We start from the raw sequence: 16394 nt of genomic DNA, 5'->3' as shown, positions 1-16394 counted from the left end.
GGCTTATTCGGCGGCGGCCTTGCCGCCCTGTCCGAAGCGCTGTTCGATATAGGCGGCGACCATCTTCTCGAAGTCCGTGGCGATCTCGGGGCCGCGCAGCGTCGCCGCCTTCTTGCCGTCGATGAAAACCGGCGCGGTCGGCGTCTCGCCGGTGCCGGGCAGCGAAATGCCGATGTCGGCATGCTTGGATTCGCCTGGGCCGTTGACGATGCAGCCCATCACCGCGACCTTGAGGTTCTCGACGCCGGGATATTTCTCGCGCCACACCGGCATGTTCCTGCGGATGTCCTCCTGGATCGACTGCGCCAGTTCCTGGAACACAGTGGAGGTGGTGCGCCCGCAGCCCGGACAGGCGGCGACGATCGGCACGAACTGGCGAAAGCCCATGGTCTGCAACAGTTCCTGCGCCACCTGCACCTCGCGGGTGCGGTCGCCATTCGGCTCGGGCGTCAGCGAGATGCGGATGGTGTCGCCGATGCCCTGCTGCAGAAGGATGCCCATGGCGGCGGACGAGGCGACGATGCCCTTCGAGCCCATGCCCGCCTCGGTCAGGCCGAGATGCAGCGCGTGATCGCAGCGTGTCGCCAGCTCGGTATAGACGGCGATCAGGTCCTGCACGCCGCTGACCTTGGCCGACAGGATTATTTTATCCCGCCCAAGGCCGATCTCTTCGGCCATCTGTGCCGACAGGATCGCCGATTGCACGATGGCCTCGCGCGTCACCTCCAGTGCGGTCATCGGAAAACCCTTTGCCTGGTTCTCGTCCATCAGCCGGGTCAGCAGTTCCTGGTCGAGCGAGCCCCAGTTGACGCCGATGCGCACCGGCTTGCCGTGGCGGATAGCCATCTCGACGATCTCGGCGAACTGGCGGTCGCGCTTGTCCTTGAAGCCGACATTGCCGGGATTGATGCGGTATTTCGCCAGCGCCTCGGCGCAGGCCGGATGGTCGGCGAGAAGCTTGTGGCCGATGTAGTGGAAATCGCCGACCAGCGGCACATGGATGCCGAGCCGTTCCAGCCGCTCGCGGATTTTCGGCACGGCGGCGGCGCTCTCGTCGCGGTCGACGGTGATGCGCACGATCTCGGAGCCGGAGCGGTGCAGCGCCGCCACCTGCCGCACCGTGGAATCCACGTCGGCGGTGTCGGTATTGGTCATCGACTGCACCACGATGGGCGCGCCGCCGCCAACCATCACGCCGCCGACATCGACGCCGACGCTGCCGCGGCGCGGGAAGGGGGAGGAAAAATATCCGGTCATGCCGGCCGCCTCATCTGTTGTTGGCTGGCGCGCACGTTACCGCGAGAGGCAAGGGGCGCCGATAGCATTACGATTGTCGCACGGGCGCGTCTGCAGAGTGTGAACATGGCTTTCACGACGCTGCACGTCCCGCCATGAGGTGGAGGACGGCGGCTTACTTGTCAATGACGGACATCGCCTGCCCTCCACCGCGCGGCAAATCGCCGGCGGCTCGCCCTGCTGTCGGAGCCGTTGACGGCCGATGTCGTTTTTGCGGCGGTCCCGGCGACCCGGTACGGGCAAGTTGGCGCCCATGAAGGCGACACCATCCAGCGACAACGACGTGGCCACGGCGCCGGGCGGGCGGCTGACGATCGCCATTGCCAGCATCATCGTGTCGATGGCCCTGATCGCCGTCGGCAACGGGCTTATGTTCGCCTACATACCGGTCCGGCTGGGTGTCGAGGGGTACGATCCGGTTTGGGCCGGGCTGATCGTCACCGGCCTCAGCGCCGGCGGACTGGCCGGCTGCATCCTGACCGGCCCGCTGGTGCGCCGTGTCGGCCATGCCCGCGTTTTCATGGTGCTGTCGGCATTGATCGCCCTGTCCAATGCCTCGGTCGGCATCGGCACCTATCCGGTGCTGTGGATCGCCGCGCGCGCCCTCTACGGATTTTCGATCTGCGGCCTGTTCATCGTGGCACAGAGCTGGCTGAACGACGTGGCGCCCAACGCGGTGCGCGGGCGGGTGATGGCGGCCTTCTCGGTTTCCTACATAGCAGGGCTCGGCGTCGGTTATTCCCTGCTGGCGCTGGTCGACATCCATGAAGCGCAGGCGCCGCTGATCGGCATCGCCTTCACCGCCCTGTCAATCCTGCCTGTCGGGCTGACGCGGCTGGCGCAACCGGCGCCGCCGCTTGCCGCCTCCATCGCGCTGCGCCAGGCCTGGCGCATATCGCCGGTCGGGGTGGCCGGTATGCTTGCCGTCGGCGGCCTTTCCATGTGCATCTCGGGCTTTGCGCCCATCCACGCCACCGCCAAGGGCTACAGCCAGGACGAGGTGGCGATGCTTCTGGCGGCCATGCCCATCGGCACCCTCATCCTGCAACTGCCGTTCGGCTGGATATCGGACCGCATCGACCGCCGCTACGTGCTGGCGGCGGCGGCGGCGCTGGCGGCCGTGGCGGGAATGATGGCTATCGGTTTCGACGGCCGCTCGCTTTTGCTGCTCATCGTCGTCTATCTCGTCTGGGACGGCGCGGCGGAATCGATCTACTCGCTGGCCAGCGCGCACGCCAACGACAGGGCCGGCAAGGAGGACATGGTGGCGCTGTCGAGTTCGCTGCTTTTCGCCTGGGCGATCGCCGGTTTCGTGGTGCCCGGGCTCGTTACCGGCCTGACCATGATTTTCGGCACGCAGGCCTTCATCTACGTCCTGATCGTCATCGCCGCGCTCTATGGCCTGTTCGTCGTGCACCGGCTGGTCCGGGTCGACGCCGTGCCGGCGGCCGAAACCGGACAGTTTTCGCCGATGACGGCGCAGGCGCCGCTGCCGGTGGACCTCGCCTTTCCGCCGGAAGAGCCCGCTTCGCCCTGACGAACGGCGGCAGCGTCTGTCTTGAAACTGCAATGCGACTCTGCCTATCTAAGAAGCGTCACCGCATCTCATGGTGATTTGGTTGTTCTTGCTGCGAAAGGAAAGACACTGAGAACAGCACTTCGGAAGAAGGCCGATATCCTGCCTTCGCCGGCCGGGATCAGCGTAAATCACGCCGCTTCCCGCGCCATCGACACGGTCCTTGCCAGTCTGGACGATTCCAAGGCCGAAAACGTCATCTCCATCGACATTCAGGGAAAATCGAGCCTCGGTGACTACATGGTCATCGCGTCGGGCCGCTCGCATCGCCATGTCGCTGCCGTCGCCGATCACCTCCTGAAGGCGCTCAAGGACGCCGGGCTGGGGTCCGCGCGCGTCGAAGGGCTGGCCAGCGCCGACTGGGTGCTCATCGATTCGGGTGACGTCATCGTCCATATTTTCAGGCCGGAAGTCCGCGACTTCTACAACCTGGAAAAGATGTGGCAGACGCCCGACCTCGAGGAGGAGACGCTGCACTAGTTCGGCAGCGCCTCAAGGCCGGATGAAACTGATCATACATGCCGTGGGACGGCTGAAGGCCGGCCCCGAGAGAGAGTTGGCCGGGCGCTATTTCGACCGGCTTGAAAAGAGCGGGCCGGCGGTCGGGCTAGAATTTTCCGGCGTGACCGAGATCGCCGAAAGCCGGGCCCAGACCGCGCCCGAGCGACGGCGCGAGGAAGGCCAGCGCCTGCAGGCGCAGATCCAGCCCGGAACCGCGCTGGTGCTGCTCGACCAGCGTGGCAAGAACCTGTCTTCGGAAGACCTCGCCGGGCGCATCGGGCTCCTGCGCGACAGCGGCCGCAAGGCGGCGATCGTGGCGATCGGCGGCGCCGACGGCCATGACGCCTCCTTTCGCGACCAGGCCGAACTGGTGCTGAGCTTCGGCGCCCTGACCTGGCCGCACCAGCTGGTGCGGGTGATGCTGGCCGAACAGCTCTACCGGGTGACGACGATCCTGGCCGGGCACCCCTATCATCGGTCCTGATCCGCGGCCGGACGGATTTTCGCCCCATTGCCGCGAAATACGATCTGCCAGATCGCATGGCGAACATGGTTGATGGTTCGTTAACGAAGCAGCCCCTACAGTCCGGCTCGCATGTCCGAAGACAGGAAACCCCTCGCTGCCTGCTGGCGCAGCCGCGTTGTCGCGGCGGCGGTGGCCGCGCTTTTGGCCTGGGCGCTGCTGGCGGATGCGGCGGCGGCGCAGACTGCGCCTGATTCGGCGCCCGACCCGGACCGCAGCCGCGCCGAATACGAAAGCGTCACGCGTGAATTCACCTTGTCGCAGGAGCGGCTGGCCAAGCTTGCCGCCGACATCGCCACCGTCAAGAAGGACCACGCCTCCATCACCGCCGCCCTCATCCAGTCGGCCAAGACCGAGCAGAAGCTTGGCCAGGACATCGAGGATATCGGCGCCAGGCTGGAAGGCCTGAAGGGACAGGAGGCGACGGTGCGCGCCTCGCTCGCCAAGCACCGCGACGTCCTGGCCGAGGTCCTGGGCGCATTGCAGCGCATGGGCCTCAACCCGCCGCCGGCGATCCTGGTCAAGCCCGAGGACGCCCTGTCTTCGGTGCGCAGCGCCATCCTGCTCGGCGCGGTCGTTCCCGAAATGCGGGCCGAGACGGATATCCTGGCCGCCAACCTGAAGGAACTGTCGCGCATCACCACGTCGATCGAAGCCGAGCGGGGGCGCCTGAAGGAAAAAGTCGCCGACCAGGTGGCGGAAAAGCAGCGCCTGACCTTGCTGCTCCAGGCCAAGCGGAAACTGCAGGCCGATACCGAGCAGGCGCTGACGCAGGAAAAGGAAAACGCGCAGGCGCTCGCCGCGAAGGCAAAGAGCCTCAAGGACCTGATCGCCTCGCTCGAAAAGGACGCCGATGAAAAGCGCGAGGCCGGCAAGGCGCAGGCGAACGAGGCCGAACTGGCCGCGCTGCCGGTGCCCGAGGCAAACCAGCTTGCCGCCGCGACGCCGTTTTCCGCCCTTAAAGGGCAGATCGCGCTGCCGGTGATCGGCAAGGTCAAGCGGCGCTTCGGCAGCGGCGACGGCAATGGTTCCACCCTGATGGGTGACATGGTTGCGACACAATCGGGCTCCATCGTAACGGCGCCGGCGGATGGAAAAGTGCTATATGCGGGGCCATTCCGCTCCTACGGCCAACTCTTGATCCTGGATGCCGGCGACGGCTATCATGTCGTGTTGGCGGGAATGACCGGGCTGAACGTCGCCTCCGGCCAATCCGTGCTTGCAGGCGAGCCGATTGGCGCAATGGGAGAGGCCAGGGTGGCAAGCGCCTCGGCGTCAGTCGATGAAAACAATGTGCCGGAACTCTATGTAGAGTTTCGCAAGGATGGAAAACCCGTCGATCCGGCCCCGTGGTGGGCGGACCGCTTCTCTGGAAGGACGTAATATGCGGAAACTGTCGCTCTTGCTTGCCGGCGCCTTGATGGGCGCATCGGCCATGAGCCTCGTCTACGGCGCGCCCGGCTCGACGGCCAACGCAGCCGGTTCCGAGACCTACAAGCAGCTTGCCATCTTCGGCGACATCTTCGAGCGGGTCCGCGCGCAATATGTGACGCCGCCCGACGACAAGTCGCTGATCGAGAACGCCATCAACGGCATGCTGACCTCGCTCGACCCGCACTCCTCCTACATGAACGCGGAAGCCGCCCAGGACATGCGCGTGCAGACCAAGGGCGAGTTCGGCGGCCTCGGCATCGAGGTCACGATGGAGAACGACCTGGTCAAGGTGATCACGCCGATCGACGATACGCCGGCCGCCAAGGCGGGCGTTCTGGCCGGTGACTTCATCGCCAAGATCGACGGCCAGGAAGTGCGCGGCATGACGCTCAACGACGCCGTCGACAAGATGCGCGGCAAGGTGGCGACGCCGATCAAGCTCACCATCCTGCGCGAAGGGGCCGACAAGCCGATCGAGATCACGGTGGTGCGCGACATCATCAAGGTCAAGGCGGTCAAGTACCGGGTCGAGAACGACATCGGCTACATGAAGATCACCTCCTTCACCGAAAAGACCTATGACGACCTGCAGAACGCCATCACCTCGATCAAGAAGCAGGTGCCGAAGGACAAGCTGAAGGGCTATGTGCTCGACCTGAGGCTCAATCCGGGCGGCCTGCTCGACCAGGCGGTGAGCGTTTCCGACACCTTCCTCGACCGTGGCGAGATCGTCTCGACGCGCGGCCGCGATCCGAAGGACGTCACCCGCTTCGACGCCCGGCCGGGCGACGACACCGACGGAAAGCCGCTTGTCGTGCTGGTCAACGGCGGCTCGGCGAGCGCCTCCGAGATCGTCGCCGGCGCCTTGCAGGACCTGAAGCGGGCGACCGTGGTCGGCACGCAGTCCTTCGGCAAGGGCTCGGTGCAGACCATCATCCCGCTCGGCGAGAACGGGGCGCTGCGGCTCACGACGGCGCTCTACTACACGCCGTCCGGCAAATCGATCCAGGGCAAGGGCATCACGCCGGACATCGTCGTCGACCAGCCGCTGCCGCCCGAACTGCAGGGGCGCGACCTGACCCGCGGCGAGTCCGACCTCAAGGGCCACATCAAGGGCGCCGACGAGAGCGACAAGGGCTCGGGCTCGGCCGCCTATGTGCCGCCGGATCCGAAGGACGACCTGCAGCTGATCTATGCAGAGCAGCTGCTGCGCGGCGAAAAGACCGATCCGTCCTTCCCGCCGAACCCGGACAAGGCGGTCATGAACAACCAGTAGGCCCGCTCTGCGACCAAACTTGTCTGGCCGCATGGCCGAAGCAATGCGATGCTGCCGGGACCGTCAGGTTCCGGCAGTTTGATTCGGGGGAATGGCTTTTGGGTTCGCGCATGAAATCTCGGGCGCGTAGGCACCAAGGGGTGCCGCTTGGCTGAACTCAAGGAGATCGAACGGCCGCTCGGGCAGGCGCTGGCGCCGCGAGCCGCAGAAAAGGGCCGGATCGGCAAGGGCCAGGTCATCGCCGGGCTCGCCGTGCTGGCAATGGTCGGCGTCTCCGCCGCGATCGCGCTGCGGGAAAAGCCGTTCCGCAACCCGGCGGCCGAAGCCGTTTCCACGCCCGAGGTCGTCGCCGGCGCGACGCCGCTGGCGGCGACGCCAAAGGCCGAGCCGGCTCCCACGGAACAGAGCGGCGGCGCCAAGATCATCAAGGTGCCCAAGGAAGCGGACGCCCCCTCGACAGGCGGCGCGATCGTCATCCGCGATCCCTCGGCGCTGGGCCAGGATTTGCGGGTCGCCCATCTTCCGGACCGGGCGCTGGTCGAGGACAGCCCCACCGGGCCGCTGCCGATCCGTGCGGCGGACGGCCGCCGGCCGTTCGACGTCTACGCTCGTCCGTGGTCGGGGGCGCGGGGCGCGCGCGTGGCGATCGTCATCGGCGGGCTCGCCGTATCGCAGACGGGAACGCAGGCGGCCATCGCCAGGCTGCCGGCCGAGGTCACGCTGGCATTCGCCTCGCAAGGCAATTCGATCGGCCGCTGGATGCAGCAGGCGCGCAACAAGGGCCACGAGATCGTCATGCAGGTGCCGATGGAGCCGTTCGACTACCCGAACGTCAACCCTGGCCGCAGCACGCTGACGGTGGAGGCCGGCGCTGAGGAGAACCTGAAGAACCTGCGCTGGGTGCTGTCGCGCACCACCAACTACACCGCGGTCATGAACTACATGGGAGCGCGGTTTTCCGCCGACAGGGCGGCGATGGAACCGTTCATGGCCGAACTCGGCAAGCGCGGCATCGGCTATCTCGACGACGGCTCCTCGGCGCGCAGCGTCGCGCCCGAACTCGCCGCGCAGGACCGGGTGCCGCTGGCGGTGGCCGATACCGCGATCGACGGCGAGCAGGACCGCGGCGCCATCCTGAAGAAACTCGACCAGCTCGAGGCTACCGCGCGCGCCAAGGGTTTTGCCATCGGCGTCGGCTCGGCCTTCGACGTCACCGTCGATGCCGTCACCGCCTGGGTGGCCGAGGCAAAGAAGCGCGGCATCGAGATCGTGCCGATCTCGGCCGTGGCCAGCGATCCGGAGAAAGGTTGAACGATGGGCAAGAACAGGACGGTCGATCCGGAAAGCCTGCCCTATCGCCCCTGCGTCGGCGTGATGGTCCTCAACGCCGAGGGGCTGGTCTGGGTCGGCCATCGCATCGCCGAGGCCGACAGCGAATATTCGGGCACGGCCAAGCTCTGGCAGATGCCGCAGGGCGGCATCGACAAGGGGGAGGAGCCGCTCGAGGCGGCGCAGCGCGAGGTGTTCGAGGAAACGGGCATGGAAAGCCTGGCGCTGATCGAGGAAGCGCCGCACTGGATCGACTACGACCTGCCGCGCGAACTGGTCGGCATCGCGCTGAAGGGAAAATACCGCGGCCAGACCCAGAAATGGTTCGCCTTCCGCTTTCACGGCGACGAAAGCGAAATCCGTATCAATCCGCCGCCGGCCGGCGAGAATGCCGAGTTCGACCAATGGGACTGGCGGCCGATGGCGGAATTGCCGGGCTTGATCGTGCCGTTCAAGCGCCTCGTCTACGACCAGGTAGTCGCCATGTTCCGGCATCTCGCGCCGTGACCTGAAACCCGGCGCCACGCCCGATAACGGTGCTTCCATGCAATTGCCGCCACCCGGCAACGGCAAAGCGGAAGAATCCACGAACAATCCGCCGCATTAGCAAGGATCATGCGTCACACTCATGTTAGAAACATGGTTGTGTCGTTTTGGCCGCCATAATCGGCAGGAAATCGAGTTCGGGCATGAACCAGATTTTGGTGAAACCTCCTGTGGAAACCCAGACCAGCCTTGCGGCCGCCGGGGCCGTGCTGACCATCGATCTCGACGCCGTGCGCGAGAATTACCGGCGGCTCAAGGCAAGGCTCGGCAGCGGCGCCTGCGCCGGCGTCGTCAAGGCCGACGGCTACGGGCTCGGCGCGACGGAGATCGCGACGGCCCTGCGCAAGGAAGGATGCGACACGTTCTTCGTCGCCCATGTCGAGGAAGGCGTGCGCCTGCGCGCCGTGCTCGGCAACCGGCCGGCGATCTACATCCTGAACGGCCTGCCGCCCGGCGCGGAGAAAGAGGCGGTCGCGGCGGGCCTTTCGGCGGTGATCAACGGCAGCGAACAGCTCGACGCCTGGCGCGAGGCCGCCCGGCGCTCGGGCCGCAAGCTGCCGACGGCCATCCAGGTCGACAGCGGCATGGCGCGGCTGGGCCTTTCGGCCGCCGAGGTGGAAGCCGTCGCGGCAAGCGCCGACGCCTTCGACGGGCTCGATATCCGGCTGGTGATGAGCCATCTCGCCTGCGCGGACGAACCGGCGCATCCGGCCAACCGTGCCCAGCTGGCCGAATTCGAGCGCCTGCGTGCCATGCTTCCGGCAGCCCCCGCCTCGCTGGCCAATTCTTCGGGCATCTTCCTCGGACCCGCCTATCATTTCGACCTCGCCCGGCCGGGCGCTGCCCTTTACGGCATCAATCCGACCCCGGGCTCGAAAAACCCGATGCTGCCGGTGGTGCGACTGGAAGCCAAGGTGATCCAGACCCGTACGCTCGCCGCCGGCGCCGGCATCGGCTACGGCCACACCGTCGTCACCGAGGGGCCGGTCGAGACCGCCACCATTTCGCTCGGCTATGCCGACGGTTGGCGCCGCCGCGCCATGGCGGCCGCCCATTTCGAGGGCGTCAGCCTGCCCTTCATCGGCCGTGTATCGATGGATTCGATCATTCTCGACATTTCCGCCCTACCCGCCGGCCGGCTGAAAGTCGGCGATTTCGTGCAGATGATCGGCCCGGCGCAGACGCTCGACCAGGTCGCCGGCCTGACGGAAACCATCGGCTATGAGATCCTCACCAGTCTCGGCCACCGCTTTCACCGCCAATATATTGGCGGTTGAATCCTGGCTCCCTGCAATCCATCCCGCTTGACAAGCAACGTCTGGTCACCCACGTTCCATGCATGAGCAACGTCCTTCCGTGCCAGGTATTTTTCCGGGTGTGCCCGATCGCGGGAGCGTAGCCCCGGCTCGACCGCGCATTGCGGACGGGCAGTGCGGGGCCCCTTTTCACAAAATTTCAATCGCTCGAACGTCCCCACCGCCGGTGGTGCGTTCGTTTGTTCCCAATATAAGTCCCGGGTCCTCGAACCCGGGCGCCGGTATGTCGCGTACATCGCGTTTCGCCGGTCTCGAAGAGGATTGTAACAATGCAGGAAGCAACCAAGCCTCGCGACCAGCTCGCGATCCATGTGGCCGCCGTCGACCATGGCCGGCTGACCGGTCTTGCGCAGTCGGCGCTCGACCGGATTCCGGACATGGCGGAGGATCTGCTGGCGGAAATGGACCGCGCCACCATCACCGACCCGCTGCCGCAGGACGTGGTGCGCATGGGCTCGACGGTGACGTTTCGCAGCGGCAGCGAGGGAGCCAAGCGCATCACGCTGGTCTATCCGGGCGAAGCCGATATCGCGCTGAACAAGATTTCCATCCTGACCCCGCTCGGCACGGCGCTGATCGGCCTCTCCTCGGGCCAGAAGGTGGTGTGGAGCGCGCGCGACGGCAAGGAACGGGTGCTGGAGATCGCCTCGGTCGAGCCTCCCGCCGACGGGCTGTCGTCATGATGGACGACAAGGACAAGGACGTTGCGCGTCCCGCACCCGGAAAGGGCGCGGAGGCGGCCACCGAACGATCCGCTCGGACTGGAGCCGGCGCGGGCAAGCCCGCCCTTCGGCTCGTCCATAGCGTGACCTCAGATCCCGCGCCGCAGGGGCAAGGGGTGAACATACGACACTCACGCAACGATGACGACGATCCCGGCCCATCGGCAGCTTGACCGGGCTCGTCAAGGAGAGAGCAAAAAGAATGAAGATACTGGTGCTGGGCGGCGGCGTAGTTGGGGTCACCACGGCTTATTATCTGACCGAAGCCGGTCATGAAGTGACCGTGATCGACCGGCAACAGGGCCCGGCGCTGGAAACGAGTTTCGCCAATGCCGGCGAGGTCTCGCCGGGCTACTCCTCGCCCTGGGCGGGACCCGGCGTGCCGGTGAAGGCGGTCAAGTGGCTGCTGATGAAATACGGGCCGCTGGTGATCCGCCCGGGTCTCGACCCGCATATGTGGAGCTGGCTCACCAAGATGCTGCGCAACTGCACGGCCGAGCGCTATGCGGTGAACAAGGCGCGCATGGTGCCGATCGCCGAATACAGCCGCGACGTGCTGAAGGCGCTGCGCGCTTCCACCAACATCGCCTATGACGACCGCGCCAAGGGCACGCTGCAACTGTTCCGCAAGCAGTACCAGCTCGACGGCATCGCCGGCGACATCGAGGTGCTCAAGCAATACGGCGTGCCGTTCAACATCCTCGACCAGAACGGCTGCATAGCCGCCGAGCCGGCGCTGGCGAACGTCCGCGAAAAGTTCATCGGCGGCCTGCAACTGCCCGGCGACGAGACCGGCGACTGCCAGATGTTCACCACGCGGCTGAGCGAGATCGCCACGGCGGCCGGCGTCAGGTTCGAGTTCGGGGTGACGATTAACGGCATCCGCACCGACAAGGGCCGCATCAGCGGCGTTTCCACCAGCGCGGGGGAAAAGACGGCGGACGCCTATGTGATGGCGATGGGCAGCTATTCCCCGGTCTGGATGCGCAAGCTGGGGCAGCCGATCCCGGTCTACCCGATCAAGGGCTACTCGATCACCGTGCCGATCACCGATGCCAGGCGGGCGCCGGAATCGACCGTGATGGACGAGACCTACAAGATCGCCATCACCCGCCTCGGCGACCGCATCCGCGTCGGCGGCACGGCGGAAATAGCCGGCTACGACCTGTCGCTGCACGAAGGCCGGCGCAAGACGCTGGAACATTCGGTCGGCGACCTGTTCCCCGGCGGCGGCGACCTCTCAGCAGCGACGTTCTGGACCGGCCTGCGCCCGATGACGCCGGACGGCCCGCCGATCATCGGCGCGTCGAAATACCCGAACCTTTTCCTCAACACCGGCCACGGCACGCTGGGCTGGACCATGGCCTGCGGCTCGGCACGGGTGCTTTCCGACATCGTCTCTGGCCGCAAGCCGGAGATCGACGCCAGCAAGCTCGGGCCAAGCCGCTACGCCTCCTGACCCTTACAGGAAAAGCGCGCGCTCGCGTTCGACCGCCCGGGTGATGTAGCCGGCGACGAGTTGGACGCGGCGCAGCGGCCGCACCGTCTCGTGGTAGACCAGCCAGTAGGCGCGCCGGATCGGCCTGACGATATCCACGGGCAGCAGTTCCGGCATCGTGCGCGCGATGAAGGTGTGCAGGATGCCGATGCCGGCGCCGGCGCGCACGGCCTCGGCCTGGCCAAGCGCCGAGGAAATGGCGAAGGTGCTTCGCCAGTCCGGGCTGAACTCGGCGTCGTAGTCCAGCGACGGGCTGACGATGAGGTCGGGCACATAGCCGATCAGCGTGTGGTTTGAGAGGTCCGCAACAGTCCTCGGCAGGCCGTGCGCCTGCGCATAGGCGCGCGAGGCGAACAGGCCGAGCGTGTAGTCGACCAGCTTTCCGGCCACCAGACGCCCCTCCGACGGCCGCTCGACGGTAATGACGATGTCGGCCTCGCGGCGCGACAGCGAAAAGGAACGCGGCACCGGGACGAGCTGGATGGTGAGTTCGCGGTAGGTGGCGGTCAGCTCGCCGAGATGCCTCGCCAGGAAGGCGACGCCGAAACCGTCCGGCGCGCCGATGCGCACGGTGCCGGAAATGTCGTCGCCCTCGCCGGCCAGCGTCGAGCGCGCCGCGATCATGTCGGCTTCCATGCGCTCGGCGATCTCGAGGAAGCGCTCGCCGGCCGGCGTCAGTTCGCTGCCGGTGGTAAGCCGGCGAAAAAGCTTTGCCCGCAGCGCCTCTTCCAGCGCCGCGATGCGGCGCGAAACGGTGGCGTGGTTCAGTTCCAGCCGCTTGGCCGCGCCGAGGAACTGCCCGGCGCGGGCCACCGCCAGGAAGATGCGTACGTCATCCCAGTTCATGGAACCGGCCGGATGGGAGCCACGTAGAGCTCGGTCATTTCAGCGAAACCCGGTATCTCGAAATTTGCGCCAAATCATATTCGTGATCCGGCCGTATATCAAATTTTGCACAACGGTTGCGTTTCGGCTGGCGTTGCCATCGATCCGGTAAAGACGGACAATGGCCCATCCATTCAGATCATCAGGGAGCGCGAACATGATCCAGTACGGGCATTATATCGGCGGCAAGAACGTCAAGGGCAATTCCGGCCACGAGCAGGACGTGTTCCAGCCGATGGACGGCACGGTGCGTGCCAAGGTGGCGCTTGCCTCGAAGGCGGAGCTCGATGCCGCCGTCGCCAACGCCAAGGCGGCGCAGCCGGCCTGGGCGGCGACCAACCCGCAACGCCGCGCGCGCGTGTTCATGAAGTTCCTGGAACTGGTGGCGCGCGACAACGACGCGCTGGCCGAACTGCTCGCCCGCGAGCATGGCAAGACCCTCCCCGATGCCAAGGGTGACATCCAGCGCGGCGTCGAAGTGGTCGAATTCGCGCTCGGCATCCCGCACCTGATGAAGGGCGAGTACACCGAAGGCGCCGGCCCCGGCATCGACCTCTACTCGGTGCGCCAGCCGCTCGGCGTCGTCGCCGGCATCACCCCGTTCAACTTCCCGGCCATGATCCCGATGTGGAAGTTCGCGCCGGCCATCGCCTGCGGCAACGCCTTCATCCTGAAGCCGTCGGAGCGTGATCCGGGCGTGCCGATGAAGCTCGCCGAACTGATGACCGAGGCCGGCCTGCCGGACGGTATCCTCAACGTCGTCAACGGCGGCAAGGAGGTCGTCGACGCCATCCTCGACCATCGCGACATCTCGGCGGTCGGCTTCGTCGGCTCGTCCTCGATCGCCGAATACATCTATGCCCGCGGCTGCGCCAACGGCAAGCGCGTGCAGTGCTTCGGCGGCGCCAAGAACCACATGATCATCATGCCCGACGCCGACATGGACCAGGCGGTCGATGCACTGATCGGCGCCGGCTACGGTGCGGCCGGCGAGCGCTGCATGGCGGTTTCGGTCGCCGTGCCGGTCGGCAAGGCCACGGCCGACAAGCTGGTCGAAAAACTCATTCCGCGCGTCGAAAGCCTGAAGATCGGTCCCTCGACCGATCCGAGCGCCGACTTCGGCCCGCTGGTGACCAAGGAAGCGCAGGAGCGCGTCAAGGGCTATGTCGACCTCGGCATCAAGGAAGGCGCCAAGCTGGTCGTCGACGGCCGCGGCTTCAAGATGCAGGGCTACGAGAACGGCTTCTACATGGGCGGCTGCCTGTTCGACGACGTCACGCCGGACATGCGCATCTATAAGGAAGAGATCTTCGGGCCGGTGCTGTCGGTGGTGCGCGCGCACGATTTCGACGAAGCAGTGCGCCTGCCGTCCGAGCATGAATACGGCAACGGCGTCGCCATCTTCACCCGCGACGGCGACGCGGCGCGCGAATTCGCTTCCCGCGTGCAGGTCGGCATGGTCGGCGTCAACGTGCCGATCCCGGTGCCGGTCTCCTACTACACCTTCGGCGGCTGGAAGCGTTCCGGCTTCGGCGACCTCAACCAGTACGGCCCGGATTCGGTGCGCTTCTACACCAAGACCAAGACGGTCACCCAGCGCTGGCCGTCGGGCGTGAAGGAAGGCGCCGAGTTCGCTTTCCCGAGCGCCTGAACCGGAGGGCGTTTCCTGTTTGCGCGTCCTCGCCTTCGGCTGCGGGCGCGCGGGCTGGGCGTGAAGGAAGGCGCGGAGTTCGCTTTCCCGAGCGCCTGAACCGGGACCAAGTCAAAGTGAAAGGGCGCGGCGATTGCCGCGCCCTTTTTCGTTGGCGTTTGGTTCTCAGCGGCGGGCAGCGGCCTCGGCGTGGGCGATAAGCAGCGTCATCAGCCGCTCGGCGTCCTGCGCCGCCAGGTTCTCGTCTCCGCCGAGGATGGAGCGGATCAGGCCGACATGGTGCTCGGCCGCCTCGGCGAGCCCGGTTTCGGCCTTGTAGCGGAACCAGAAGCGGCGGCTGTGGGTCTGCAGCGGCGCGGCGAGACGGGCCGCGAAGACATTGTCGGCCGCGAAGGCCAGCGCCTCGTCGAACGCCTTGTCGGCTTCGAGGAAGGCCTGCACGCTGCCCGACAGGGCGGCGTTCTGCATGGCAAGGGCCGCATCGTGGAAACGGTCGGCGGCGGCGCGCGTGACATAGCGGGCAGCCGAGCGCGCCAGGAGGATTTCGACGCCCCGCCGGGCATCGAGCACCCTTACCCAGTCGCCGGCGTGCAGCGGCGCGATCGCGATGCCGGCGCGTGGCCTGATGTCGAGTAGCCCCTCCCACGCCAGCCGCTGGATCGCCTCGCGCACCGGCGTGCGGCCAAGCCCCAGTCTCTCGATCAGCGCGCCCTCCGTAACGAAGCTTCCGGGCGCCAGTTCCAGCATGACGATCATCCGTTCGAGCCCGTGATAGGCCCTTGCCGCCGCTGGCTCAAAAGGTGAATTCTGCTCGGTAACTGTCACATTTCGCTCCTGATATATTTCCCGCATATCATAAACGGATTCTCATTGACAGCCCTGGCCGGAGTTTGATATATGATAGATATATCAGATGGAGAGCGCATCATGTGGACCGGAGTTATCCCTGCCGTTACGACCAAGTTCACCGAGGACGATGGCCTTGACCATGCCGAGATGGAGCGTTGCCTCGGCCTGCAGATGGACGCCGGCTGCGACGGCCTGATCGTCGCCGGCTCGCTCGGCGAAGGCCCGATGCTGTCGCATGACGAGAAGATCGAGGTGCTGAGGACGGCCCGCAGGGTGGCCGGCAAGAAGCCGGTGCTGCTGACCGTCAACGAGGCGGCAACGCGCGAGGCCGCCAGCATCGCCAGGCGCGCGGCCAGGGAAGGCGCCGACGGGCTGATGATCGTGCCCTCGCCGATCTATCACACCAACCCGAAGGAAACGGTGGACGCGCTGAAGGCGGTCGCCGCCGCCGGCGACCTGCCGGTGATGATCTACTCCAACCGCGTGGCCTACCGCGTCGACGTCACCGTGGCCGACATGGAGGAACTGGCCAAGGACAAGCACTTCGTGGCGATCAAGGAATCGTCGGACGACATCCGCCGCGCGACCGAGATCCTCACCCATTTCGGCGACCGCTACAACGTGCTGACCGGCGTCGACAACCTCGCCTTCGAGGCGCTGTCGGTCGGCTGCGTCGGCTGGGTCGCCGGGCTGGTCGTCGCCTTCCCGAAGGAGACGGTGGCGATCTACCAGTTGATGAAGGAAGGCCGCCGCGAGGAAGCTCTTGCCATCTACCGCTGGTTCCGCCCGCTGCTCGACCTCGATGTCTCGACCTATCTGGTCCAGAACATCAAGCTGGCCGAGGTCCATGCCATCGGCACCAACGACCGCGTGCGCATGCCGCGCCAACCGCTGTTCGGCGAGCGCCGCAAGGCCGTCGAAAAGATCATCAAGGACGCGCTGGCAAAACGCCCCGAACTGCCGAAGCTGGGTTTGGCCAAGGCGGCGTAATC

Annotated in this window: 15 protein-coding genes; 12 read left to right on the top strand and 3 right to left on the bottom strand. The window is 66.2% G+C overall.

Translation table 11 applies throughout. The features are described from left to right. Window positions 1–3: 3 nt before the first annotated feature. Window positions 4–1257 carry a flavodoxin-dependent (E)-4-hydroxy-3-methylbut-2-enyl-diphosphate synthase gene (ispG, locus tag ACFOHJ_RS12490; RefSeq protein WP_378220853.1) on the bottom strand — a complete coding sequence of 418 codons (1254 nt, stop codon included), beginning with the start codon at window positions 1255–1257 and terminating at the stop codon, window positions 4–6. 292 nt (window positions 1258–1549) lie between these two features. On the opposite strand from ispG, the gene ACFOHJ_RS12485 reads away from it, so the two are divergent. From ACFOHJ_RS12485 to ACFOHJ_RS12440, 10 genes are all read left to right on the top strand, one after another. Further along, window positions 1550–2833 (top strand): MFS transporter, encoded by a 1284-nt coding sequence (locus ACFOHJ_RS12485; protein ID WP_378220851.1) that lies wholly within the window; start codon window positions 1550–1552, stop codon window positions 2831–2833. 141 nt (window positions 2834–2974) lie between these two features. Then, window positions 2975–3352, top strand: coding sequence for a ribosome silencing factor (gene rsfS, locus ACFOHJ_RS12480; RefSeq protein ID WP_378221558.1), 378 nt, complete (start codon window positions 2975–2977; stop codon window positions 3350–3352). 22 nt (window positions 3353–3374) lie between these two features. Further along, complete coding sequence (gene rlmH, locus ACFOHJ_RS12475; protein WP_378220849.1) at window positions 3375–3857, top strand: 23S rRNA (pseudouridine(1915)-N(3))-methyltransferase RlmH; 483 nt, start codon at window positions 3375–3377, stop codon at window positions 3855–3857. A gap of 111 nt (window positions 3858–3968) precedes the next feature. After that, window positions 3969–5279, top strand: a complete 1311-nt coding sequence (locus ACFOHJ_RS12470; protein ID WP_378220847.1) for a murein hydrolase activator EnvC family protein — start codon at window positions 3969–3971, stop codon at window positions 5277–5279. Between the two features lies 1 nt (window position 5280). Beyond that, on the top strand, window positions 5281–6606 hold the full coding sequence (locus ACFOHJ_RS12465) for a S41 family peptidase (RefSeq protein WP_378220845.1): 1326 nt from the start codon (window positions 5281–5283) through the stop codon (window positions 6604–6606). 147 nt (window positions 6607–6753) lie between these two features. Continuing rightward, window positions 6754–7917, top strand: coding sequence for a divergent polysaccharide deacetylase family protein (locus tag ACFOHJ_RS12460; RefSeq protein WP_378220844.1), 1164 nt, complete (start codon window positions 6754–6756; stop codon window positions 7915–7917). Between the two features lie 3 nt (window positions 7918–7920). After that, a complete protein-coding gene (locus ACFOHJ_RS12455; RefSeq protein ID WP_378220842.1) occupies window positions 7921–8442 on the top strand; it encodes an RNA pyrophosphohydrolase in 522 nt (173 codons plus the stop codon). 182 nt (window positions 8443–8624) lie between these two features. After that, a complete protein-coding gene (gene alr / locus ACFOHJ_RS12450) occupies window positions 8625–9758 on the top strand; it encodes an alanine racemase (RefSeq protein WP_378220841.1) in 1134 nt (377 codons plus the stop codon). Between the two features lie 308 nt (window positions 9759–10066). Then, window positions 10067–10480 carry a nucleoside diphosphate kinase regulator gene (gene rnk / locus ACFOHJ_RS12445; RefSeq protein ID WP_378220839.1) on the top strand — a complete coding sequence of 138 codons (414 nt, stop codon included), beginning with the start codon at window positions 10067–10069 and terminating at the stop codon, window positions 10478–10480. 241 nt (window positions 10481–10721) lie between these two features. Then, the gene (locus tag ACFOHJ_RS12440; protein ID WP_378220837.1) at window positions 10722–11978 is read left to right on the top strand and encodes a D-amino acid dehydrogenase; all 1257 of its coding nucleotides are present in this window, start codon (window positions 10722–10724) and stop codon (window positions 11976–11978) included. Window positions 11979–11981: 3 nt separating this feature from the next. On the opposite strand, the gene ACFOHJ_RS12435 is transcribed toward ACFOHJ_RS12440, so the two are convergent. Continuing rightward, entirely contained in the window at window positions 11982–12863 is an 882-nt protein-coding gene (locus tag ACFOHJ_RS12435) for a LysR family transcriptional regulator (RefSeq protein WP_378220835.1), read from the bottom strand. Window positions 12864–13059: 196 nt separating this feature from the next. On the opposite strand from ACFOHJ_RS12435, the gene ACFOHJ_RS12430 reads away from it, so the two are divergent. Further along, the gene (locus tag ACFOHJ_RS12430; RefSeq protein ID WP_378220833.1) at window positions 13060–14553 is read left to right on the top strand and encodes a CoA-acylating methylmalonate-semialdehyde dehydrogenase; all 1494 of its coding nucleotides are present in this window, start codon (window positions 13060–13062) and stop codon (window positions 14551–14553) included. A gap of 165 nt (window positions 14554–14718) precedes the next feature. Here the strand turns inward: ACFOHJ_RS12430 and ACFOHJ_RS12425 are convergent, their stop codons facing one another. Next, window positions 14719–15405 carry a GntR family transcriptional regulator gene (locus ACFOHJ_RS12425; RefSeq protein ID WP_378220831.1) on the bottom strand — a complete coding sequence of 229 codons (687 nt, stop codon included), beginning with the start codon at window positions 15403–15405 and terminating at the stop codon, window positions 14719–14721. A 75-nt stretch (window positions 15406–15480) separates the two neighbouring features. Between ACFOHJ_RS12425 and ACFOHJ_RS12420 the strand changes: the two genes are divergently transcribed. Next, complete coding sequence (locus ACFOHJ_RS12420) at window positions 15481–16392, top strand: dihydrodipicolinate synthase family protein (RefSeq protein WP_378220829.1); 912 nt, start codon at window positions 15481–15483, stop codon at window positions 16390–16392. Window positions 16393–16394: the final 2 nt, after the last annotated feature.

This window comes from Aquamicrobium soli, assembly GCF_042646345.1.
Classification (GTDB): domain Bacteria; phylum Pseudomonadota; class Alphaproteobacteria; order Rhizobiales; family Rhizobiaceae; genus Mesorhizobium; species Mesorhizobium soli_A.
This window is presented reverse-complemented; position numbering and strand designations above follow the sequence as displayed.

What these genes read in the sequence shown, in the direction of transcription:
- ACFOHJ_RS12435 (WP_378220835.1), bottom strand. Translation starts at nt 12,863, where the DNA reads ATGAACTGGGATGACGTACGCATCTTCCTGGCGGTGGCCCGCGCCGGG.
- ACFOHJ_RS12420 (WP_378220829.1), top strand. Translation starts at nt 15,481, where the DNA reads ATGTGGACCGGAGTTATCCCTGCCGTTACGACCAAGTTCACCGAGGAC.
- alr (WP_378220841.1), top strand. Translation starts at nt 8,625, where the DNA reads ATGAACCAGATTTTGGTGAAACCTCCTGTGGAAACCCAGACCAGCCTT.
- ACFOHJ_RS12440 (WP_378220837.1), top strand. Translation starts at nt 10,722, where the DNA reads ATGAAGATACTGGTGCTGGGCGGCGGCGTAGTTGGGGTCACCACGGCT.
- ACFOHJ_RS12455 (WP_378220842.1), top strand. Translation starts at nt 7,921, where the DNA reads ATGGGCAAGAACAGGACGGTCGATCCGGAAAGCCTGCCCTATCGCCCC.
- ispG (WP_378220853.1), bottom strand. Translation starts at nt 1,257, where the DNA reads ATGACCGGATATTTTTCCTCCCCCTTCCCGCGCCGCGGCAGCGTCGGC.
- ACFOHJ_RS12425 (WP_378220831.1), bottom strand. Translation starts at nt 15,405, where the DNA reads ATGCGGGAAATATATCAGGAGCGAAATGTGACAGTTACCGAGCAGAAT.
- ACFOHJ_RS12465 (WP_378220845.1), top strand. Translation starts at nt 5,281, where the DNA reads ATGCGGAAACTGTCGCTCTTGCTTGCCGGCGCCTTGATGGGCGCATCG.
- ACFOHJ_RS12470 (WP_378220847.1), top strand. Translation starts at nt 3,969, where the DNA reads ATGTCCGAAGACAGGAAACCCCTCGCTGCCTGCTGGCGCAGCCGCGTT.
- ACFOHJ_RS12485 (WP_378220851.1), top strand. Translation starts at nt 1,550, where the DNA reads ATGAAGGCGACACCATCCAGCGACAACGACGTGGCCACGGCGCCGGGC.
- rlmH (WP_378220849.1), top strand. Translation starts at nt 3,375, where the DNA reads ATGAAACTGATCATACATGCCGTGGGACGGCTGAAGGCCGGCCCCGAG.
- ACFOHJ_RS12430 (WP_378220833.1), top strand. Translation starts at nt 13,060, where the DNA reads ATGATCCAGTACGGGCATTATATCGGCGGCAAGAACGTCAAGGGCAAT.
- rnk (WP_378220839.1), top strand. Translation starts at nt 10,067, where the DNA reads ATGCAGGAAGCAACCAAGCCTCGCGACCAGCTCGCGATCCATGTGGCC.